The sequence below is a fragment of the Lachnoclostridium sp. Marseille-P6806 genome (assembly GCF_964238185.1).
Classification (GTDB): domain Bacteria; phylum Bacillota; class Clostridia; order Lachnospirales; family Lachnospiraceae; genus Brotaphodocola.
The window spans coordinates 1-23,648 of the sequence record NZ_CAXSLG010000005.1; the positions used below are offsets into that span (position 1 = coordinate 1).

24 protein-coding genes are annotated in these 23,648 nt (G+C 37.5%); all 24 read right to left on the reverse strand.

Annotated features, from left to right (window positions below; genetic code table 11):
* Positions 1-29: 29 nt before the first annotated feature.
* Positions 30-362, reverse strand: coding sequence for a hypothetical protein (locus ACESON_RS07425; protein WP_373109097.1), 333 nt, complete (start codon positions 360-362; stop codon positions 30-32).
* Between the two features lie 52 nt (positions 363-414).
* Positions 415-2,487 (reverse strand): P-loop NTPase fold protein, encoded by a 2,073-nt coding sequence (locus ACESON_RS07430; protein ID WP_373109098.1) that lies wholly within the window; start codon positions 2,485-2,487, stop codon positions 415-417.
* 244 nt (positions 2,488-2,731) lie between these two features.
* The gene (gene rfbC, locus ACESON_RS07435; RefSeq protein WP_373109099.1) at positions 2,732-3,340 is read right to left on the reverse strand and encodes a dTDP-4-dehydrorhamnose 3,5-epimerase; all 609 of its coding nucleotides are present in this window, start codon (positions 3,338-3,340) and stop codon (positions 2,732-2,734) included.
* A gap of 15 nt (positions 3,341-3,355) precedes the next feature.
* The gene (gene rfbD, locus ACESON_RS07440) at positions 3,356-4,270 is read right to left on the reverse strand and encodes a dTDP-4-dehydrorhamnose reductase (RefSeq protein WP_373109100.1); all 915 of its coding nucleotides are present in this window, start codon (positions 4,268-4,270) and stop codon (positions 3,356-3,358) included.
* A 20-nt stretch (positions 4,271-4,290) separates the two neighbouring features.
* The gene (gene rfbB / locus ACESON_RS07445; protein ID WP_373109101.1) at positions 4,291-5,310 is read right to left on the reverse strand and encodes a dTDP-glucose 4,6-dehydratase; all 1,020 of its coding nucleotides are present in this window, start codon (positions 5,308-5,310) and stop codon (positions 4,291-4,293) included.
* A 40-nt stretch (positions 5,311-5,350) separates the two neighbouring features.
* Positions 5,351-6,247, reverse strand: coding sequence for a glucose-1-phosphate thymidylyltransferase RfbA (gene rfbA / locus ACESON_RS07450; RefSeq protein ID WP_373109102.1), 897 nt, complete (start codon positions 6,245-6,247; stop codon positions 5,351-5,353).
* A 627-nt stretch (positions 6,248-6,874) separates the two neighbouring features.
* Complete coding sequence (gene gmhB / locus ACESON_RS07455; RefSeq protein ID WP_373109103.1) at positions 6,875-8,218, reverse strand: D-glycero-beta-D-manno-heptose 1,7-bisphosphate 7-phosphatase; 1,344 nt, start codon at positions 8,216-8,218, stop codon at positions 6,875-6,877.
* Positions 8,219-8,714: 496 nt separating this feature from the next.
* A complete protein-coding gene (locus ACESON_RS07460) occupies positions 8,715-9,161 on the reverse strand; it encodes a DapH/DapD/GlmU-related protein (RefSeq protein WP_373109104.1) in 447 nt (148 codons plus the stop codon).
* A gap of 15 nt (positions 9,162-9,176) precedes the next feature.
* On the reverse strand, positions 9,177-9,623 hold the full coding sequence (locus ACESON_RS07465) for a hypothetical protein (RefSeq protein ID WP_373109106.1): 447 nt from the start codon (positions 9,621-9,623) through the stop codon (positions 9,177-9,179).
* The gene (locus ACESON_RS07470) at positions 9,601-9,837 is read right to left on the reverse strand and encodes a hypothetical protein (RefSeq protein ID WP_373109107.1); all 237 of its coding nucleotides are present in this window, start codon (positions 9,835-9,837) and stop codon (positions 9,601-9,603) included. The genes ACESON_RS07465 and ACESON_RS07470 overlap by 23 nt, the downstream gene beginning before the upstream one ends.
* A 22-nt stretch (positions 9,838-9,859) precedes the next feature.
* A complete protein-coding gene (locus ACESON_RS07475; RefSeq protein WP_373109108.1) occupies positions 9,860-11,323 on the reverse strand; it encodes a lipopolysaccharide biosynthesis protein in 1,464 nt (487 codons plus the stop codon).
* A 27-nt stretch (positions 11,324-11,350) separates the two neighbouring features.
* A complete protein-coding gene (locus ACESON_RS07480) occupies positions 11,351-12,382 on the reverse strand; it encodes an acyltransferase family protein (protein ID WP_373109109.1) in 1,032 nt (343 codons plus the stop codon).
* A gap of 39 nt (positions 12,383-12,421) precedes the next feature.
* The gene (locus ACESON_RS07485) at positions 12,422-13,624 is read right to left on the reverse strand and encodes a Coenzyme F420 hydrogenase/dehydrogenase, beta subunit C-terminal domain (protein ID WP_373109297.1); all 1,203 of its coding nucleotides are present in this window, start codon (positions 13,622-13,624) and stop codon (positions 12,422-12,424) included.
* Positions 13,625-13,643: 19 nt separating this feature from the next.
* Positions 13,644-14,795, reverse strand: coding sequence for a polysaccharide pyruvyl transferase family protein (locus tag ACESON_RS07490; protein WP_373109110.1), 1,152 nt, complete (start codon positions 14,793-14,795; stop codon positions 13,644-13,646).
* Positions 14,792-16,027, reverse strand: a complete 1,236-nt coding sequence (locus tag ACESON_RS07495) for a hypothetical protein (protein ID WP_373109111.1) — start codon at positions 16,025-16,027, stop codon at positions 14,792-14,794. Before ACESON_RS07495 ends, ACESON_RS07490 begins: the two co-directional genes overlap by 4 nt.
* 14 nt (positions 16,028-16,041) lie before the next feature.
* The gene (locus ACESON_RS07500) at positions 16,042-16,914 is read right to left on the reverse strand and encodes a glycosyltransferase family 2 protein (RefSeq protein WP_373109113.1); all 873 of its coding nucleotides are present in this window, start codon (positions 16,912-16,914) and stop codon (positions 16,042-16,044) included.
* Between the two features lie 52 nt (positions 16,915-16,966).
* On the reverse strand, positions 16,967-17,617 hold the full coding sequence (locus ACESON_RS07505; RefSeq protein WP_373109114.1) for an SIS domain-containing protein: 651 nt from the start codon (positions 17,615-17,617) through the stop codon (positions 16,967-16,969).
* Between the two features lie 28 nt (positions 17,618-17,645).
* Entirely contained in the window at positions 17,646-18,653 is a 1,008-nt protein-coding gene (locus ACESON_RS07510; protein ID WP_373109115.1) for a kinase, read from the reverse strand.
* Positions 18,654-18,676: 23 nt separating this feature from the next.
* Positions 18,677-19,876, reverse strand: a complete 1,200-nt coding sequence (locus tag ACESON_RS07515; protein ID WP_373109116.1) for a glycosyltransferase — start codon at positions 19,874-19,876, stop codon at positions 18,677-18,679.
* Positions 19,877-19,896: 20 nt separating this feature from the next.
* Positions 19,897-21,051 (reverse strand): glycoside hydrolase family 99-like domain-containing protein, encoded by a 1,155-nt coding sequence (locus ACESON_RS07520; RefSeq protein WP_373109117.1) that lies wholly within the window; start codon positions 21,049-21,051, stop codon positions 19,897-19,899.
* Positions 21,052-21,068: 17 nt separating this feature from the next.
* Positions 21,069-21,602 (reverse strand): DapH/DapD/GlmU-related protein, encoded by a 534-nt coding sequence (locus ACESON_RS07525; protein WP_373109119.1) that lies wholly within the window; start codon positions 21,600-21,602, stop codon positions 21,069-21,071.
* A gap of 3 nt (positions 21,603-21,605) precedes the next feature.
* A complete protein-coding gene (locus ACESON_RS07530) occupies positions 21,606-22,664 on the reverse strand; it encodes a glycosyltransferase family 4 protein (protein ID WP_373109121.1) in 1,059 nt (352 codons plus the stop codon).
* A complete protein-coding gene (gene pssE / locus ACESON_RS07535) occupies positions 22,665-23,156 on the reverse strand; it encodes a PssE/Cps14G family polysaccharide biosynthesis glycosyltransferase (RefSeq protein ID WP_373109122.1) in 492 nt (163 codons plus the stop codon).
* A complete protein-coding gene (gene pssD / locus ACESON_RS07540) occupies positions 23,157-23,630 on the reverse strand; it encodes a PssD/Cps14F family polysaccharide biosynthesis glycosyltransferase (protein WP_373109123.1) in 474 nt (157 codons plus the stop codon).
* Positions 23,631-23,648 lie beyond the last annotated feature (18 nt).

The following is a 23,648-nucleotide window of genomic DNA, read 5'->3' on the forward strand; positions in this document are numbered from 1 at the left end:
TTGAGTACCTCCTTATTCTCTTGATTTTATTATGAAATCATTGAGAATAAGCTGTCAACTTTTTTTATACCACACCATAATTTCTTCAGCACTGCTTCGGATTCAGCCTTCTTAGCTTCTTCAGCGGCCTTAGCATCTGCCTTTGCTTTCTTCGCTTCTAGGGATGCCACTTCTTTTTCGGTCTTCTTCAGAACAGTTTTCTTCTCTTTCAGTGTATTCTTCTGCTCCTCAATCGCTTTCTGGATGGATGCGATCTCAGTATTCAGAGACGCAATAGTCTCCTGCTTCTCCGCGATCTGAGATGCGTAGTCTTTGGTGGTATTGATTTTGGAACGGTTTTTGCTGCCTTTCGTTCTGGGCATAGGTGATAACCTCTTTCCTTTTTAATTGTTTAAGCATAGCACTGCAGAAATATTATTTCAACTTAGCGAGAATATCATCAGCACTTACACCATCTGACAGCATCTTTTCAATCACATCGTCTATCTCAGATTTCTTTGCTTGTTCCGCTTCTTGTTTCTCTGCTAATGCCTTTTCCTCAGCTTTTATTCTATCTTCTTCCTCTTTATTTTGAATTTCTTGTAGCTTTTGCTTCTGTTCAACAATCAAATTATCGATTACTTCAAGAAAACTATTTGCATGTGCCTCAGATATTGGTAAAGATTCAACTCGGCATTTATCCAAAATCTGCAATACACGCCGTTTTAAGGTTTGGAATCCCTCTTCTGGCAACTTAATCTTATAGTCCTGTGTGCATATATTAACCTGCCACATTCTCTTAAAGTAATCTACAAAGCTACTTTTTTCTGCATTTGTCACCTTTTCGAACCCATCCGCTGTGGCCTCGGCCATCTCGACATCAAACATATCAAACCGCTTATTCTGCGTTTGAGCCAGGGCATTCAAGGGTTCTTTCTTCATCAAGCTCACATAAAGAGCTTTGTTCTTTTCAAACATCAATGTGTTTGAACTCAAAAATTCATTAATTATTTTATATGCATTCCATTCTTCCGGCAAAAATAAATCCTTATTGTCATCACCAATAATCATACGGTGGCGTGGTTGCTCTTCTCCGGTATGAATCATTTTCTCAATCTGCTTATGAATCCCATCGCAAATTTTTTCCCACTTAATGTCTGGAAGCTGAATATTATACTTTCTAGCCCAACAACTATTGTACAGCAAATTCACATAATCATTTAACTCCAATGTGCCAGTATATGCTTCTTCCAAAAGTATCGGGTATCCGTCTCTTATATCAACTTCATCTAAATCTAAAAGTCTATTCATTCGCACTTTTTCTTCCGGGGTAATAGCTTTGTCTCTATTTATGACATAATCAAATTCTGCATCAAGAGTATCTTTCGCCCACTCTCCATGCCTAATCCATTGCTTAATTCCACCCGTAATGAATTTATCATCATAAAATCCAGGGTAAAGTATAGACACCTTTTCATCAGAAAAAAGCGTTCCATATCGTGCACTTTCTGGAATCAATCCCGCCCGGAAACACAATACATATGAAAGATATGTAAAAAGCCATTTTTCTCTATTTTCAATATGCTTTTCATTAAGTAATATATATATTCTTTTAAAATCTTGAATTGCACATTTAAGGCTTCGGATGTTATGCGGTCTATGTTTAAGCAACTCCTGAATTTTGTCTTTTTCACTTTCGAGTTCTGCCCTTGAATTTCCAGAATATTTCTTTGAGATCAACTGTTCTAGTGGTATTCCTTCTACTGATGCACCTGAAAAAATAGAACTAATAATTTCCTTATATTTTACAAGGAGTGCTTTGTATTCTTGAGAAACCACATCCTCATCCTTACACTCTATATTATCAATTACATTAGAAACCACTGAAGAGTAATCCGGTACATAATGTATAGTTCTTTGGATAATTTTTTCCTTTATTTCACTATACTTAATTTTATCTTTTTCACTTGACTGTATTTTTTCCTCATTTGCCACTACGATTGTATTAATATGAAGATTTTCACAATAATCGTTGATACAGCCTAATAAATCAGACGTTGAAATATCAGTACGCTCCAAATCATCAAATATCAAGATTACTTTTTTATCTCCCATTTTAGGTTCGACTTTTACGAAATCAATAGCATTAAAAGATAATGCTCCACTCACAATGCTTTTCCAAGGCTCTGGAAGGTGTTCAGCACCTTTATCCGCAACTGTCTTAAAAACTCCAGTATACTTTTGAGCCTTTTCAACCCATCCAGACGCTGGAGTATTTAATTCAGCTACGGTTCTAAGCCAACATTGCTTTACTTCTTTCTTTACCTCTTCTATCGACGCCATGCCAAATAGACTCACACGCAAAAACACACATTTATCCTTTAGCACATTTGATAAGCTATTATTTAATAAATATGTTTTTCCACATCCCCACTCACCAGTGAGCATCAGTGCTCCCACAGGTTGTGGTCCATCACAGTAATATTTCAGTTCTTCTAAAGTATCCATATCGTACCTCCTATGAGGTCAATCGCTCATTCTTCACATCTCAGCCGATTATCGAATTCCTGATTCTTAGATCGTTGCCTGCTGCTCACCACGGAGAGGTGTGTGATTATCAGAGCAGCATGGGAGCTACCGCTCCCAGTATATCACAATTTTCTCAAGTTTTACAGACACTTTCTTGCCTTCATCGCTACACAGTACAATGACCCGCTGAGCACTCCACCTACTGTGTTGTAAAAGATTCCTATTAAAATTTAAAAGTATCTTTCAGTCCCAGCCACTTCTGGTCCTTATCACTCAGGTTCAATTCCGTACCGTCTTCCAGCGTATAACCCTCTGCGCTTGCACTGCCCTTATACTCGCCCTTCAACTCCGGCCATTCAATGCCGATCTCCGGGTCATTCCAAGCCATACCGCCCTCGTCATTCGGATGCCAGAAGTCATTGACCTTATAGCAGAACTCTGCCTCGTCACTCAGAACCAGGAAGCCATGCGCAAAACCTTCCGGGATGAGGAACTGCTTCTTGTTCTCGGCCGACAGGGTAACCCCATACCATTTGCCGTAGGTCGTAGAATCACTTCTCAGATCAACAGCAACATCGAACACTGTGCCACGCACGGCGCGCACCAGCTTGCACTGCGGATAATGTTTCTGGAAGTGCAGGCCACGCAGCACACCCTTTGTAGACATGGACTGGTTATCCTGTACAAAGTGGATGTCAATGCCAGCTTCCTTCATATCTTTTTCGTTGTAAGTTTCCATGAAATAGCCACGGGCATCGCCGTGAACAGCAGGCTCAATAACACAAAGTCCTTCGATGCCGCCTACATTTTTTTCAACTTTAATCTGTCCCATTTCCTCTATCTCCTCTTACTGCTCGATTTCTTTCAGGTAACGGCTCAGCGCATCCTGCCAGGTCGGAAGCGGAGTAAATCCAGCCTCCACCAGCTTGCTCTTATCCAAACGACTGTTGAACGGACGAGCCGCCTTGCTCAGACCATACTCTGCCGTGGTCACCGGCAGGACTTCTGTCTTATAACCAGCCTGATGGTAGATTTCTTTCGTGAAGTCGTACCAGCTGATGTAGCCGCCCTCGTTGGTTGCATGGTAGTAGCCGTATTTTTCGGTTTCATTCATATCAACGAGCAGTCGAGCCAAATCGTATGTATAGGTCGGTGTGCCGATCTGGTCATTGACCACACGGACGGTGTCATGGGTCTTGCCGACATTCAGCATGGTCTTAATAAAGTTCTTGCCATTCAAGCCAAACACCCATGCAATGCGGACAATGAAATACTTCTCCAGCGTTTGGCTGACCGCCAGTTCACCTTCCAACTTCGTCTGACCATACACATTCAGCGGCTTGTAATCCTTGCAGTCCGGCTGCCAAGGCTCAGTGCCCTGACCGTCAAACACATAATCCGTGCTGATATAGGTCATTTTGCAGTTCAGTTTCTTGCAGACATCTGCAATGTTCTGAGTGCCTCCAGCATTGATGGCACGAACTTTCGTTACCTTATCGTCATCCTCTGCCATATCCACAGCAGTCCATGCTGCACAATGGATCACGGCATCCGGATTTACTTCTGTAATTACTTTTTCAACGGCATCCTTATCAGTAATATCCAGAGACACATACGGTGCTTTTGTTACCGCAGAACCATCAGCAACACCACTGTAGTTTTCCTGAATGTCAGAACCTACACCTTCATGACCACGCTTTAGCAGCTCATTCATCACATCATGGCCCAACTGACCGCCAACGCCTGTTACAAAAAACTTCATATTCTTTCCTCCTCTGGCTTTTAGCGGTTGCTGTACATTTTCTCGTAGTAGTTCTGATACTCACCGCTGATGATAGTCTCCCACCACTCACGGTTATCGAGATACCACTGGATGGTCTTTTTAATACCGTCCTCAAACTTGGTCTCCGGCAACCAGCCCAGCTCATTGTGGATCTTGGTCGGGTCGATAGCATAGCGCATATCGTGGCCTTTACGGTCACCGACATGAGTGATCAGGCTCTCAGGCTTGTCCAGTTCCTTGCAGATAATCTTCACAATCTCAATATTCTGCTTCTCATTGTGACCACCGACGTTGTAGACTTCACCAACACGACCCTTGTGGATAATCAAATCAATAGCCTTGCAGTGATCTTCCACATACAACCAGTCACGGACGTTCAGGCCCTCGCCGTAAACAGGCAGCGGCTTGTCAGCCAGAGCATTGGCGATCATCAGCGGAATCAGCTTCTCCGGGAAGTGATACGGGCCATAGTTGTTGGAGCAACGGGAAATAGTCACAGGCAGGCCGTAGGTGCGGTGGTAAGCCAGAACCAGCAGGTCAGCAGCAGCCTTGGAGCTGCTGTACGGAGAGCTGGTGTGGATCGGAGTCTCCTCAGTGAAGAACAGGTCAGGACGATCCAGAGGCAGGTCACCATAAACCTCATCGGTGGAAACCTGATGGTAACGCTGGATGCCGTACTTGCGGCAAGCGTCCATCAGAACACTGGTACCGATGATATTGGTCTGGAGGAAGATGCCAGGATCTTCGATAGAACGGTCAACATGAGACTCTGCCGCAAAGTTCACCACGATGTCCGGATGTTCTTCTTCAAACAGTTTATTCACAGCTTCGCGGTCACAGATATCAGCCTTCACGAAGCGGAAATTTGGGTTATCCATAACCAGTGCCAGTGTGGACAGATTGCCTGCATAGGTCAGCTTGTCCAGACAGATGATTCGATAATCCGGATACTTCTTCAGCATGTGAAACACAAAGTTACTACCAATAAACCCAGCACCGCCGGTAACAATAATATTCATGGTTTAATCTCCTCTACACTTATCTATGTTCGTTTTCTAATTAATACAGATGTTCCTGATACTTGCCGTCCATGACATCCTTCAGATACTGTCCATACTGGTTCTTCTTCATGACCTCATAGACTTCCATCAGCTCATCCTTGCTGATCCAGCCGTTCAAGTATGCGATTTCTTCCAGGCAGGCAATCTTACGATGCTGATGCTGCTCGACAGTCTTTACGAAGTTGGTGGCATCCACCAAGCTCTCATGTGTACCTGTATCCAGCCAAGTGAAGCCCTGACCCAGCAATTCCACATTCAGAGTACCATCTTCCAGATAAATACGGTTCAGATCAGTGATTTCCAGTTCCCCACGAGCGGACGGCTTCAGGTTCTTAGCAAACTCGACTACACGGTTATCATAGAAGTACAGGCCAGTCACGCAGTAGTTGCTCTTCGGATGTTCTGGCTTTTCCTCGATAGAAATGGCCTTACCGTTCTTGTCAAACTCCACAATTCCGAAACGCTCCGGATCGTCCACATAGTAGCCAAACACCGTTGCGCCCTTGCCGTTTTCTGCATTCTGGACTGCTGCCTGCAGGCGCTTCTTCAACCCGTGGCCCGCAAAGATGTTATCGCCCAACACCATAGCCACAGAATCATTGCCGATGAAATCAGCACCAATAATAAAGGCCTGTGCCAGTCCATCCGGAGACGGCTGAACAGCATAGGTCAGATTCACACCAAACTGGTGTCCATCACCCAGCAAGTTCTCGAAACGAGGAGTATCCTGTGGTGTGGAAATAATCAAAATATCGCGGATGCCGGCGTTCATCAGAACGGACATCGGATAATAAATCATCGGTTTGTCGTAGATTGGCAAAAGCTGTTTACTTGTTACTTTTGTTAATGGATACAGGCGCGTGCCTGACCCTCCTGCTAAAATGATACCTTTCATAATAGAACCCTCTTCATAGCTTATTTTCTTTTCTATCATTTTTTCTCAAACTATTCTCAACTCTTTGCCACCTACTATTTTCGGTACCCATCATCCGCCACGTGGAGGCTGTTGATTTAGGATGACACCCACCCACAATAAGGGTGGTACAGTTTTCATTTCCCCTGTTTCTTAAAAACAACCAATTTGCTAAGAATATAATTTAGTACAATAACAACAATATTTGCCAATAACTTCATCGCCATACCCTGATTATTACGGTTCAAATGTACCCCTGTTCCGAAGGAACGGATATTCAACATGAAAAATTGGTTATTGCCTCTCAAACTATAATAATTTAATGGTAGATAAATAAAGGACAAACACAAATAGAGTTTTAGTATTCTACTAATCTGCAACATCACTTTTTTCTCGACTTGATTCATAAGAAAAGTATCCCGTAATACCAAAAAAAGTGGGTACAGCAATCGAGGACAATCCACTCACTACTGTGCGATACACTATACAGTCCGTTCCGTCCTTAAAGATATATTGAGCACCATGTCTAACAACAACTAATAAAGAAAGGACAAACTTTAGAATACCAAACTTTTCCGTCCCCCCCGGTGGACACTTTCAATTGTTTTCTCATACAACAATACTCTCTTTCATTAATTTAGATAGAGATTGCATCGTAATATTCTGCCCATAACATTCATCACCATCGCTCAAAAGCACAGTCCTGCACCCTGCATTGATACCAGCTTTAACATCATTTTCACCATCACCGATCATCCATGACTGTGATAAATCAATGTTAAAGTCTTCTGCTGCTTTGAACAACATTCCCGGCTTCGGTTTACGACAATCACATTCAATCTTCAGTTCCGGACGCTCTCCTTCATATCCCTTATGTGGGTGATGCGGACAATAATAAATGGCATCCAAATATGCACCTTCTTGTCCAAGGAGTGTTTCCATCTTATTGTGGATTTCTTCAAGTTCATCAAAAGAAATCTCTCCACGGGCAATAACTGGCTGATTCGTCACTACAATAGCAAGATAACCAGATTCATTAATCTTACGGATTGCCGCCGCAACACCATCAATCAATTCAAAATCATCTATATTTCTAAGAAATCCAACATACTTGTTAATAGTTCCATCTCGATCAAGGAATACAGCCTTTTGTTTGTTTTTCAGATTCTTTCCAGAGACTCTGCCCTCTTTATAATCTTTACATACGGAATAGTACCGATCTGGAGTGCCCATATCTTTGACATACTCAGGACTGTCATAGCAAAACATTTTTCCTGTTCCGGCCAACGATTTTAACAACTGGCGATCCAAATCGACCTTTACCGGTTTACCATTTGTGCCAATCTTACCTATTAAATCCACATCAATATCAGCCAGCTCTAGAACTTGAGGGCTGATAACATGCAAGCCAGCATTTACACGATTCCTGTAATACTGCGGACGCTCATCTTCTTTTGCAAGCCATTTTTCAACCGCACCATTCTTATCAGCAATAATAAGTCCACTGTCGTATGGATGGCTATTCGGATGTGTAAAAAGTGTAACCAAACCACCGTGTTCCTTATGAAATGCAACAAATCTGTTAAAATCCACATCAAACATCGCATCTGCATTTAGGAGCAAAAAATCAGATGTCAGCTTATCTTTTATATTGAACAGCGCACCTGCATTGCCGAGTGGCTCTTTTTCAAAATAGTATTCAATATGTACGCCAAAAGGCACACCTGTTATCGGAGAGTTTCCAGAACCATCACCAAAGTAATCCATAATAATATTTCCTAGGTGACTTACCGTCATAATAATGTCATCAAATCCCTGGTTTCTCAGGCATTCAATCTCTCGTTCCAACACGGGGATACCTTCAATTTTTATCATCGGTTTAGGAATATCACTCGCCACAGAAGTAATTCGGGTTCCCTTGCCGCCTGCCATAATCACAACCTTCATCGCCATTATACGCACCTCAGCTTTATTAATATACTTCGAGTTTTTTAATAGTTACATAAAATTCATTTTCCCCTTCATGAACACAATAATAAGCGCCCCTGCACACGAAAATGTATTTCTGGAATAATATGCAATTATCGTTATCATTCCAACAATAATAGTGAGAAAGATATATTTTTTCTCAAGCAAGCAGAAACATATCTCTTTACATCAAAATATCTATATAGAGCCATTGCCAAATATGCAATAAGTGTCGATACAGATGCTGCATACAAGCAATAATGCCAATATCCACAGCGGCGAACAGATTAAACATTGTATTTTTAATATCTGTCAAAAATATATCTCTATGCCGTTTTTAAGTAGGCTCTGCTACCGTCCATAACTATTATTTTCATAATAGTGTTCTTTCCTTGTATGTAGTATTGTCGGTAATCCATCAATAATAAACCTATCTCCGTGTTTATTCTCGCTTATTTACTATAAACAGATTTCCGTCTTTCTAAAAATTCCTCAAAAGAACATATTTTTCTTGCTGGATCCCCCCCCATACCTCATCATCTGGAATATTTTTTGTCACAACACTTCCTGCGGCAACGATAACATTATTCCCTATTGTTTTACCATATAGAATAATAGAATCACTTCCAATAACAACATTGTTACCAATATGTATTTCTCCCACATGCAAAATCGGAGGATCAAATTCCTTCTCTCCAAGAAAATATAGCATATGATTAATCATATCATGTGTAACAAAACGAACGCCCGCTGCAATCCAGACATTATCTCCAAGATGCAGTAACTTTGCTTCTTGCGGAAGATTGTATGGTCGATATGAAACGTTTTTACCGATATGCCCAAGAATATTGTTTTTTCTTAAATAATCTGCTCTTCCCCAACCATTTTTTTGCAACAACATATTTAACAGAATAAAAATCCTTTTCATAACCATCATTCCTCTTTATTTTTCCCAGTTTATCCCACGCTCAATAATTGTAGCTGGAAAACCTCCAATAACTACATTTTCCTCATCAAACGCTTTCGTTACAACTGCTTTGGTTGCAATTATAGAATTGTCTTTTACAACACTTCCCTTTAGCCAAGTTGTATCCGATCCAATCCACACATGATTTCCTATGGCAATAGGCTTCTCTGATTTCTTTTTCTCTCCATTTATAATAACACTATGCCCATCAGAATCTCTGATTGCAACATTCCAGCCAAGTAATACATTCTCCCCAAATGAAACACCTGTATTAGATGACAGATAAAAATTTTTTCCAGCACTAAAATTATTTCCAAAATGAACTTTTGATTTTTTTCCTATCAAAATATCACATCCCTCGGCTATTCCAATCCTTCCGTAGAAGTGAACATTCGCTCCATCATCTATCCTTATCCCCCCCATTTGCAGGCATATCCGCAACTCCACCAAATCCAATTCTCACTATCCCAGTTCTGCACTCCGACAAAATAATAGTTCCTTTAGCAACTTTTCCTACCTTTATCCCTTTTCCAATAAACACAGGGAAACGTTTATTTAATGCCCCTATAAAACCAAAAGCTTTCGCATTGAATACTAATGTAGGAATTATTGCCCCTATCATTTCTGATATCTTCATAATGCACTCCTTTCGTAAATTATCAATTTACCTTTTTTATCATGAGCAAAATCGAACAAATTCTTTTACGAAAAACAAACACAAATGCTAGTAACAGGCAAATGAGTGAATACCTAAGCAAAATGCTACTGTAGGTCAAGCTCATCGTTATCATGAGCGCCAATAACACTATTACCAACCCAAGAAGCATTTTAATATCAATCAAATGAACATGATTCTTTTTTTTCATAATAAATTCCATAAACAGATAATGACCAAAACAATAAACAAAGAAACATGCAAACGTCGTATATCCTGCAGCAACAAATCCAAATAAATTAATAAACACATAATTTAAAGCAAGATTTAGAATTGCTCCGATCATAGATATATACATGGTAAATTTATTATAATCATAATAAAATTCAATGTTCGCAAAATTAGTATACAAAAATAAAAATACTATACTTCCTGCTACTGGAGGAATTACATATACTGCTGATGCATACTTGTCACCAGCTAAAATATAAATGGCCTCTGGTGCTAAACAAATAAAGATAATAAGTGGCACCATAATCAATGCCGCAAGGGACATAATAGTCTTACTAATCTGACAATAATTCTTATCATCAAGGCTTTGATATAACCAAGGTGTTAAGGCTTGATTTAAACTGCTAGTAATAATAGTAAGAAGCATTCCAGCATTATATGCAACGCTATAAAAGGCCACATCGGATAAGGAGCACATTTTTTGAATCATTATTCTATCTGATTGATTCAATATGTATTCAGAAAAATAATGTGGAATAAGCGGGATATTAAAAAGCACGGCAAACTTAGTATAGGCAAATTTATACTTATATTTACCTTGCTTCATATTTATGATATAGAAGAATAGACCCACCAATGATATTGCCAATACTGTTGATAGAATTCTGGCTGTACCACGCTGCTCATAAGGAGCATTTACCACAAATAAAACACCTAATAATGGATTTAAAAAAGTCAATACAAGTGTTCCAGCCACAATCTGCTTATACTTAAATTCGTACTGTTTTTTTACGGTCCAAAATCCCATAGATGTGTTAAACAGTAATTCAACAAACATTAATAATATCAATCCAAACGAGAGCTCGGTCAGAGAGCAAACTGCATCTCTAAAAATTAAACAAACAAATAAAAGAGCTACTGTAAAAAAAGTGGTAGTATATTGCATTGAAAGACAGTATCCATCTCTGTCCTCTTTAAACTTAGATAGCCCTTTATTATAAACACCTGCATTTAACTTAAAAGATGTAATAATCGATGCAATATTAACCCAAGAAAAATAGATTGAAACTTTTCCATATTCTGTTGTATCCATTAACCTAGTAAAAACAGGCACAGTAATCAAAGAAATACCCTTTTGGATAACAGTACATATCAAAATCCACATTGCCAACTTGGCTTGTACAGGAATATCATGATATTTTAATTTTATTTTTTCTAACAAATGACTCTCTGCCATGACTACACTCCTTATCAAAAAACTATTTCAGGCTTTGATTATTCGTCTCCAATACACCCTATATATCCCCCATAACTTACAAATCAATGCTTCAACCACTACAATTGCAAAAAAAGTTACGAGAATTTGCAAAAAATAATTGTTGATGACCTGTTCTACCGATTTTTGAATAAACGCTCTTACCGGAATGTATTCATGCGTTAGCATTATGATTAGTGAATTTTTACCGAAATAAGTTAAAAGCCTAGACAAATATCGACATCCCTCAAGAAGGCTACACGCCATCAAAACTGCTGTCGTTCCACTTGTTCCAGTTAAGAAAACCATAAAAAATGGATTCGAAACCATATTCACCAATGTAATTTTACCTTGCAGAAATACGGGAATTAAGCAAATACTCAACGCTAAAAGTGATATCGACATCCCTCTGTTTTTACGCCTATTCTCAAAAAGAGGATATCCGTAATAACCAAACCCAAGAAAGAACACTGCAATTACAGGTCGAAGAATCGAAATAAGCCCCCATTCAATATATCTTCCAACTAAATTCGCTGGAAATTCACATAAAAGATATGGAACTACAATCAACAGGACGTTACCAGTAACAAATATCATCAGCATTCCTATAATTGAATTATTCTTTTTGGAGCCTCTAACTAATTGATAAAATATAAGCTTTGCAAAAAACAATGTTGATAAAAACCATAAAACATTAATTCCATATCCCGTAACAATCTGTCCAAAATCTAAAGCAATTAGATGAAAACTCAGTTTTCCACTAGCAAGCCAGCTAATTAAATCCCACAAAAAATAAAGCATTGACATTTCTAGGTATGGAAACAATATTCCCGTCACGTTTTTCAATATGAAATCTTTCTTGGTTTTCTCACATTCATGTGTCAAACGCATTGTAACACCCGATAGTGCAAAAAACATTGGAATATGGAAAGAGTATATAAAATATCGAGCGGCATCATCCCATGTCAGTTCGTGGCCTAATATCACCAAAAGGATGCATATTCCTTTTGCAATATCTATATACTGAATACGTTTGTGCATCCTTATATCCCCCATTCCATTTCACACCGTTTAAATGTCTTATTTCTCTATAAATATATGCCTATCACAAATTTTTATATGAAATTTGTAATATAAGAAAATTTTAAATTTACGAGTCAGTTTCCACTTACGGTTCGTTTGTGCTGCTCTCGCTAGATCTTCACCTAATATTTCTTCTGCCGCTGATATAAAACCCTTTTGAGCCACAAGATTTCGAAACTCTTTTTGCATAGGATGTCTTGGAAATGACTCACGTAAGCTTCTCCCCTCAATCACTGCCTCTTCGAGTGTTCGTTCAACAAGAATCATATCATCTGAATATCTACTTAATAAATCAAGGCCGTTCTCAGTCATACATGCAACAAGTGATCTATGCGCAGGTGAAAACTCAAAAGGAATTTTATTTCCAAGTCCAATAAAATCTCCAATTAATATATCCCCAAGACGTCTCGTATTTTTATATTTACATTGATAGCAAGACTCTCGCAACGATAATCCCTTCAAAAATGAAGCGAAATATCTATTCTCATATGCAGGCATTTCATAAACGAGTCTATCTTTATTCCAAAATGCAAAGCAGAAGTCTAATAGCCAACGATTGGTTCTAAAGCTAATATTATCGAATGTATGTATTCCTTTCTCTTTTTTTAGCTGTTCTAATTCCTCTTGAAAGTATTTGTCAGGACTTACTCCATGACACAGTATTTCGACTGTAACTAAATTATCAAAATTTCTACCAACTATCGAATACAATCCTGCCAATTGACATGGTGTTCCAAAAAACAATACCTTTTTTCCTTGTACAAGTAGCTCTCTAACTTCACTATAGATATAACCAATTTCACTTTGTACATATTTTGATCCTTTGAATTTTTCAATCCCCATTGCTGTTGTTTCCAACTGCATATGAGGATGAAAATTCTTATCATACTCAGTGCCGCAAACAATACCATCATCAGCAATCCAATGTTCTGCCAAAACAGCTCCAATTCCACCAGATGCACTATCTTTTAGTCGCTGTGTGTTTTTTCGCCAAGAAGCATATACCTTTTTTACAGCTAGTAAAGGGATCTCATTATTACTCGGGCAGGTTCTAATACATTTTTTGCAAGAAATGCACTTCTGGCTATTAATAACTGGGTGCACTACTCCATACTGATTTTGTTCCATTGAAATACTACCAACCGGGCAAACATTCATGCACGCTGCACAGCCTGTGCAATTCTCAGTTTTACAAATCATCACGGTCATCCCCTCCTTTCTATTTTAATGCCGATTCCAAATACACTTCAGATTCAGCTCTTAACTCTTTTAGCTTTTCATCAATTAGAAGATAGTCTATCGTTGCTTCTCTGATAAAACTTCCATATGCATTATCTATAAATCGACTATCCAATCCAAAATTATGCAACAAATGATACAGACGCGTATTCTGCGAACCCTTATCTCTGTCGCTAAATCGTTTTAACACATAAAATTCTCTATGATTTATAATGGAAAACACGCTTGCGTGAAAAGAATCAGTACACACAATAGAAGCATTTTTGATCAACCAAACAAACTCTCTTGGTCCGACATTATAAATCGTCTGATACGTCTCTTGAACTTCATTTCCACTCATTGCAATAGTCAACACATGGTAACCTGTTGTTTTCTCAATTTTATCTACATATGACCAATACTCCTTTTTATTTCCCACAAAATAGCATAAAATATAGTGTTGTTGCGCATTCCATGATGGATCAACCTCTGCCTGTCCTACAAAAGCATCCCATTCTTTTTTCTCAAGTAACATAGTGGGATCAACTACGACCTGAACCTTAACGGGACTAATTTCTTGTAATATATCAGCTGCTGATTGTTCCCTAACACTGATTGCTGAATAGGACTTTAATAATTTTCTATATTTTTTCCTTACTTTTTTTGATAACGCTGATACGCCTAGGCTTGAAGCATACGAAATTTTCTTGATGTTATGCTCTCTAACATAATCAAGCATATATGAATTTTGAAAATATTCCGGATTCCAAATCTGATCGCTACCGGTAATAAAGGCAAAGTACTCCTCTTTTACATGATCCCACTGCCTCATATTTCTTACTTCTAATTTGGGAAACTCCTCCTCGCAAAAGGACGTAAAAATTTGCTCTTGAATTGCAAATTTCTTTTCAACTTTTACCGGAAGTTTTTCTTCCTTTTTTACTACATGCCTTTGCCACATATTACTAATTTTTTTAGATATATAACTAAAAAAAACATCCGGATATTTTAAGTAGTTCACATTATGACGCACTACCCCCATGATTGACGGTTGATATCCCATACACTCTAACTGTCGCTTAAGTGCAAAAGCTTGTAAGTTGGTACCATAATTCGTACCACCTGTCCATGTCTCAATTCCTATTTTTTTCATGACTTCTCCAATTTAAATATGGCATATGTATATTCAAAGATTGCCCAAAGGATAGGACAAAGTAAACATGTTGAATTCCAATAACAAATCAAAGATGTTGAACTTGAAACCAAGAACACATACAATCCTAATAACAAAGATCCATCGCTACTATTTTTTTTCAACATTCTAACTACAATAAATCCGAACCTGAAAAGCATTATTCCCACAATAATAAAAGCCCATATCCCAATTTGCCCTATTATTCCTACAAAACCGCAATCATTAAAATAGTAACTCAGCAAACCAGAATTAACAAAATCTCCTGTTTCTTGGAATCCACATCCCCACAGTGGTCGGCTCAAAAATGATTGCCAAAACATTTTCATTCCTTCAACACGAACCAATCCTGTTGCCATAGAATCGTTACCGTTAAAAATAGATTGGAAAAGCTTTCCTATTGCTTTTGTTCTCCACAGAACCCCAAAGCCAAGTGTCATCAAAACATATGTTCTAATAAATCGCTTGCGGTTTTTACTATTATATAGCATTACTGCAAATATTGATAAGAAAATTGCAATATAATAGCCTCGGGTTTGTTCAACGTAAAACATTGTTATCATTCCAAGCAATAGACCAACTAGTAAAACCACTTTCTTTTTAGGTCTTTGATTATACAACTGATCAAAACAGTAAATAATCATAATATGTGCTACCGATCGCATCTCAATGCGAAACATTCCGTTACGTGTATTATTCGAATACATTCCACGCTGTTGTAAATATGGCAGCAATAATCTTCCAGTCTTATTAAATACAAACGCCTGCACAAGTAAAACTAAAGTCCAGAGTATCGAAATTGCAAGTAGATTATTCCACAATTTTTCGGTTCCTCCATTTATATCTATCACATAAATTAACGCAAAAGAAAAAATACAAATTAAATAATAATAAGAATTACGAAGAAACATGGCATTTGAAACTCCGTTCATTCTACTATCATGCAAATAATGAGCAAGCAGCATAAAAACCACTACAATATAATAAATCCGAATCCATTTAATTCCATTCTGATACACTAAACTTTTTCTTTTAGATAAGTTTATGATAATAACAAAAGCAGACAACACAATCGAATATAGCATTCTACTTGCAACACTTATTTTTGAAATCATAAATAAGTTCAAATCCAAGAGTAATACAATATATATAATGATTTCACACAATTTGCTTATTCGAATTTTAAGCGACATCTACTTTTCTCCCTTCACTTGTCTCGTTTTCCACTTTTGTGTTTAACAAAATCCAAGATTCCTTGCTGTACGGCATAAAAATCCATTCTCCCACGGAAAGCCTCTTTTTCCCAAATTACAATCTGTCTTAACAATACTCTAATTCTGTTACTGCTATATATATTATTAATAAATAAAGTATTGCGTACGTTATAGTATTGCGAATTCGTACTTCCAAATCCTGTTGAACGGCTAACCTTATGATAAATCACTGAGTCATTTGTATAATAGATTTTTAAACCATTCTTAATTACTCGACAACAATACTCTGTATCTTCCGCATATAAAAACATTCGTTCATCCATTTTCCCCACATTGCAGATTACCTGCCTAGGTATAAGCCAAAGACAGCCACTTGCAAACGTAACTGCTTCTATCTTTTTGTCTGACTCATTATTTATTTCATCGTAGTGAAAATGCGTTGTCTTCCCTGTTTCGTAATTATATTCACCACCCGCATACCAAACTCGTAATTTATCATCAAACCAGAGAATCTTACCAGTAATGATACCCGCATCATCTTTTTCAGAACCCACTTTAACCAGTTTATCCAAAAAATCCGGTTCCACTTCGGTATCATTATTTAACAATAAATAATAATCTGGATTATCCTTCATGGCATAATCAATTCCCAGATTATTTCCCCCAGAAAATCCAAGATTATTATCACTCCAAATATAATTCGAATGTTGTGATATATATTGAAGTTGTTCTGGAGTTGCGTTCACAGTTGATCCATTATCAATAACGTATATTTTAAAATTATCATAATCTACGTTAAGTAAACTACGTATACAGTCAACTGTATCCGAATAACCATTATAATTTACTAATATAATGCTTACCAATGGTTGCACCATCCTCACCTCAATTCCAATCAAACTACAGATTTCAACGATCTTATTCTCCAAAAAATCTATTTTCAAGCATCAAACATAGACAATGATACACTGGAAGATGAAGTTCCTGAATCATATATGTTTCTGTCTGCGGTACTTTGATACAAACGTCACTCATCAGTTCCAATTTGCTGCTCTTTGCACCAGTCAAACCAATGACCTTCATACCTTTGGCATGGGCAGTCGTTGCCGCATACAAAACATTTTTACTGTTTCCACTTGTAGAAATGCCAAGAAACACATCCCCCGCTTTACCGTAACCATTAACCTGCTGTGCAAAACAAAGTAACGGCTCGCAGTCGTTCATATATGCAGTAGATAATGCCGGGTGTCCATCCAACGCAATCGCGGGAAGTGCACCTTGTAAATTTTCCGCAAGAACAGTTCCTAATTCCTGATTTTCTGACATAAGCTTTTCCGCAAAATCAGCTCTGGGCTTTCTCGGCATTTTAAAGCCTTTCATTAGTTCACCAACAATATGCTCTGAATCAGCCGCAGAACCACCGTTACCTGCAATCAATAACTTTCCATCATTTACATAGCATTCTTCCAGCACAAGATAAGCATCAATAATACTTTGCTCACACACCTTAAGCAATGGATATCTTTCAATCAATAAATCAACATGTTTGTATAATCTTCGCTCTAACATTTTTAACTCCCCTACTAATAGTTACTCATTAGTTATCCTTTGGTTCAAACGTCTCAGGACTATAATGAATTACTCTTGTACCACCATCTTCAAATTTAAATGGAATGTACATAAGATCTTTCATAGACTCTCTTACTGCCTCCTGCTTCTCAGGCTGAACATAAAATACAAGGAAGCCGCCACCACCTGCCCCAAGAAGTTTTCCACCCAAAGCACCTGCTGCAATTCCCTTTTCATAAAGTTCATCAATACCGTTAGTACTGATAGCGTTACCAGTCCCTTTCTTTAATCTCCAAGTTGTATCAAGCAGTCGGCCAAAATCGTCAAGATTTCTTTCTTTGTCTGTGAGCACAGTTTCAGCTTCATCAACAAGCTCATACATCTTCTTTAACTTCAGTCTCTTACCTTCAGTACCACTGACATTATTGGCTTTCTGCACTTCGGAGGAAAAACGCGTAAAACCTGTGAAAAACATCATCAAATTATCGTTCAGTTGATTTTTTCTTTCTGGACTGATAATCACAGGCAAAACCTCATATCCATTCGAACCAAAGTTGATTCTATTAAATCCACCATAAGAAGCAGCAATCTGATCCTGCCATCCTCCTGCTTCTTGACATAATACCCGTTCTAGATAGATTGCCTCATCAGCTAATTTCTTCTTATCTGCGTATTTACCCTTAAGTGCGTAAAAAGCATTAAGCATTCCAACCGCAAATGAAGAACTGGTACCCAGACCAGAGCGAGCAGGAAGATCGGCCTCATACGTAAGACGAATTTCGTACATATCTAACATCTTCATTGCATTACGGATAGCTGGATGTTTAATATCCTCAACATCTGTCACTCTTTCGGTTTTTGAGTAAGATAATTCTGTAGAGTAGTCAAAAAACCTAGGAAGGTGTCTTACATTCACATAACAGTATTTATCAATTGTTGTAGAAAGAACGGCACCTCCATTCTCTCTAAAATAATCCTCCATATCTGTTCCGCCGCCGAAAAAAGACATGCGGAATGGTGTCTTTGTAATAATCATATCTATACCTGCCTAATACTTCCTTATAACGTCACTAATGATGCAAAATATCTATTCTTTGATTTTTCTAAACTAAAGTGCTCATTTACAAAGCGCTGCCCATTGCTTCCAATTGAGTCTAATTCTCTTTTATATGCCTGACGAATAGCTTTCTCGTACTCAAAGGCATCTTCACAATGAACATATTCTTTTTGCGTTGTAGCTGAAATTCCCTCGATACCTATAGCGTTTGTTAAAATTGGAATACCGGCAGACATCGCTTCAAGAATTTTAACCTTGATGCCTGCGCCAAGTACCAACGGTGCTACTAAACACAATGATTTTTCAAAATAAGGAGTAACATCCTCTACAAAACCTGTAACAATAACTTCATCATTGATATATTTTTCAAACACCTCCGCAGGATTACTTCCAAGTACAACAAATTTCAATTTCAAATCTTGTATTCTAGGCATAACATTTTCTATATACCAAATCGCACTCAAATAATTCTCTGGTCTAGCCATTGCTCCAAAAAATAAAACGCTTCTTTCCTCTCCATTCCAATGGCAATCTTTCATATTATTAAAATATGGTGTTAGCCATTGAATCTGCTTTTTATTGATTCCCTCTTGAATCAAAATATCAGTATTATCCTCATTATGCGGCAAAATCAGATCACAGTGCTTTAATGCTCCTAATTCTTTGCTCTTTTCTCTAATATACTTAAATTTCCAAATATAGCCATTAATACCCTTGAAATATTCAGCTTTTCTTTTGTAGCCAACAAAAGTCACGTCATGTTCGGATGCGACGATTTTGCAGCTTGGGAAAATACCTTTAATGTCCTTTGCTAATACTACAAGTTGAGTCCACTCTAAGATTACTATTTCCGGAATATAACCATTTGACTTAAGGCTCTTTAATTTTTTGAATAATTGCTGAACACTATAATTAGGAATGAGCCCTGCATACCGATTAAACGGATTATATCTAGATTCAATATTAATCAGCTTTTGATACTTAGGGATATTATCATAAACAATATAATCTATATCATATCCTCTATTATCCTCTATAGCCTCCTCCAATAAATATTGCTTACAGAAAGCAATCATTTTTATATCAAACCTAGAATCACCTCTCATCTTCTCATAATAATAGAAGAATGTTTTTGTCCCAGCTTCCCTACCATTTTTTACCGGAACGCAAGCTGACAGCCACAAGACTTTCTTTCTATCCATAGATTTGCTTCCTTCCCTATTTACCATTCAGGAAATTCTCCTGTTTTTTCCAACGCTGTCCTTATTGCATCCAGATATGCATACCCATGTTCCTCATCTGGCTCCAAATATCCGCCTTCAGCCCATTCATTCCACGCATACATAAAAATCATATCTTTGTGATAAACGTCTCTAGCACGAACAATTTGCTTCTCTAAATACTTTTCAAAAATCTCAGGTGTATTGTTTGTATATACCCAACCACGTTCTTTGTGTCTAGGAGTATTATCCCAAGCAGCAAATGCACCAGGAATGCACTTATTACTAATAGGTTTTCGAGCAAGAATCGTCTCCCATGCTTCAGAATAATCAATACCGTTAGTATGAAGCAATTTTCTTGCCATCATTGGACTTGTATATCGAAGCAAATCAATACCGAACTTTTTTTCAAACCATTTAGCCACATTCCTTCTGATCTTTTTGAGAACCGCAAGCTTACTTTTTTGATTTGACATATCAAATCGAGCATATGAAGGTTGAAATTCAATGTCATAATCAAAGCGACTTGTATCCGATCCATTTGTAATATCCATATTGATGGTCTGATATGCAAAACACATACCATCGAAACCATTTTCAATAGCTAATTGATTCCAGTAATCCAACATTTCGTTCAAGCATTCTACAACTTCTGGTCTATATATAATAAAAAGTGGCTTATTATTTTCTTTAATATATCTATCATCTTTAAAAAATGGCAACAAATAATCAAAATGCTGCTTCCACTCATCCTTTTCTCCATACTTTTGAAGAATTAAAACCTTCTTTTCATCATTAACCCAAGCTTTAGTCCAAGTCTCATTTGCCCATGAGATACAAAATGGTATATCAACAGCTTTATTTTTCAACATTTGTTCCATCGGTTTTTCTAACAACATTTTTCCACTAAACCAATAATGATAATAGCAAAAACCATATACACCATGCTCCTTAGCAATCTTTGCCTGCCAAATTTTCACATTATCGTCAAGTAAATTGTAATAATTATCATTTAACGGAACCTTTGGCTGTTGATGCCCTTCAAATAGCGGCTTTGCCGCTTTAACATTTACCCATTCCGTAAATCCATCTCCCCACCATTCATCATTCTCAGGAATATTATGAAATTGAGGTAAATAAAAAGCAATAATCTTCATTATTCTATACTCCTTAGCTAAATATCGAATCCTATTGTATCTGCCAGTTCGATTTTCATCTTTTCTTTTTCTTCAGTCGTTTTGAGCGGCCAATATGTTTCATATCTAGGGCAGTTTTCCAACAGTTTCTTATTATTGTCTATAAATTTTGCACAGGTACAAACTACTTTCCCAGGGATTCCAACCACAATGCTATCACTAGGAATTTCTCCTTTTACAACAGCCCCAGCCCCTATCACCACATTAGACCCTATCTTAGTTCCAGGTAGGATAATAGCATCTGCACCAATAAAAACATTATCTCCAATAACCACTTTTCCCACTTTACTATAGCCAAGAAAAATCTTGGTGCTACCATCATGTAAAAGAATCCGTGCATCACTTATGGTTACATTATTTCCTATTTCCAACAAAAAAGCATGTCCTTTATCTATTTTATTAGACCATAATTCAACATTATTACCTATCACTGCACCGTTTTTTCTAAGTTCCTCCACAGTGACAATTCCATGAACTCTACGTTTTATCCACAATTTAACTTTTCGTAACACCGCTCACTCCACCTTCCTGTACAAATTTAAAATTGTTTCAAAAAAACCAGTTTCATCAAATTGACTAATACTAATTTTTCTTGCGCTTTCAGATTTTTTTTGCCAGTTGGCTTTCTCTGAAATCAATTTATATATACTATTGGCAAGTGCATCCACATCTCCCGGCTCAACCAAATAACCATTTTCTCCATCAATAATTGCAGCAGAAATATCGCCTACGCAGGTTGCTACAACTGGCATTCCATAGCTAATTGCTTCAAGAATCGAAACTGGTAACCCTTCATTATAGGACGGAAGAACTAACATCTGAGATTCTCGAAACAATCTCTCTTTTTTCTCACCAGAGGTCCATCCAACAAAATTGATGTATTTATCTAACTCAAGTTTTTTGCACATTGTCTTGAGTTCTGCTTCTTCAACTCCACTCCCTGCAATAACAAACTTTACATTGTCAAGCCGATTTTTCTTTTTGAGAATATCTACTGCTCGGATAAGATCAGCCACGCCTTTTCGCTTAATTAATACTCCCATAAATAGAACAGTAATTGGCAGATTCCACTCAACCGTACAATTCGGAATACGAACTGTGTTGTTAACCACAACAGCCTTTGTTGTTGGCTCAATTTTCTTGACTACCTCTTTCCATTTATCGCCAAGTACAATGACACCTGCACTCTCTTTCAAAAGTGTCTTAATCTCTTCTTTCTTCTTATCATCAGATTCATCGAACCATTTTTTAAACTCAGAACCATGAAGATGAATAATGTCAGGAATACCATTTTTCTTACAAAGTTTATGTAAGAAAAACTTTCTGGTAAAACTTCCTTTATAGGACATGTGCATATGCACAACATCCGGTTTATTTGTTTTAAACTCTCTCTGTATTCTTTTAACAGCTTTCGCAAAGAAAAGTATTTTCTTTACATTGTTGGTCTCAACGTAGGTTGGAATAAATTTCATATCAACGCCTTCTGCGTTCCAATCATGAGCCAACAACTGGCTTATGACACTGGTTATTCCACCCTTAACAGAAGGATCATTTCCAAGCATTAATACCCTCATCTATTCTTTCCCCTCGATAAATCTCTCAATACTTTCAATAATCGTTTTCGTATTACTCTGGTATACATCAAACCCATGTTCTCTTACGAAATTTAGAGCATCTTCTAATTCCGTAGTGTCATCAATTCCACAAATCAGATTCTGTCCCTTGAATTGCTCAATCAATTGAATCTGATGATCATCAACATGCTCTCCGTATTTTTCTAGTCTAGGAATCGCTATAACCTTCTTTCTTTTTTTTACAGCACCAATAATTGCACCAGTACCACCGTGAGTAATTAGAATGTCACACATATCTTCCTGTGCAACAAACTCTTCTCTATCAAGGAACTGCTTATATTGAAAATGCTTCGGCTCATAATCACTATAACCGATTTGAGCAAACACAGTATCATCAATAACGCCTTTTTCAATCAACTCATCCACAGCTCGGAGGAGTCTATTAAATTGAAATTTCTGTGATCCAAGTGTTATAAAAATCTTATTCCCCATTTAATAGATTCCTCCTAAATATATAGCTTTAGGATAGACTTTCAGCATTGGCTTCCACTGAACATAAAACTGATCTGCAAATTTATAGAGTAATTTCCCTGTTTCTGTCGGAGACGTAACCTTTGCAAAAGACTCTATGTAAATCAGCTTTTTACCCATGAATTTAGAAATCAAACAAATCGGTATCATAGCAAGAACTCCTGTGCAGATAACTACATCAGGTTTTTCTTTTCTGTAAATGCCGATAGACTTCCAAGCATTTTGAATCATCCGCAAGATAAAGTCCTTCTCTCGACGGTTGACCTGCTTCATATAATAAGTTTTTTCACCTTTTGCTTCTGCGCTATAGTCTGTCTTTTCAGTAATCACAAAACTGTCATATTTTTCCATCAGTGGTTTTAACATCATGAGCTGCTCATAATGTCCACCAGATGAAGCCGCAAAGCATATTTTGATGTTTTTCTTTTCTTCCATTTTTCTACCAACCCACAC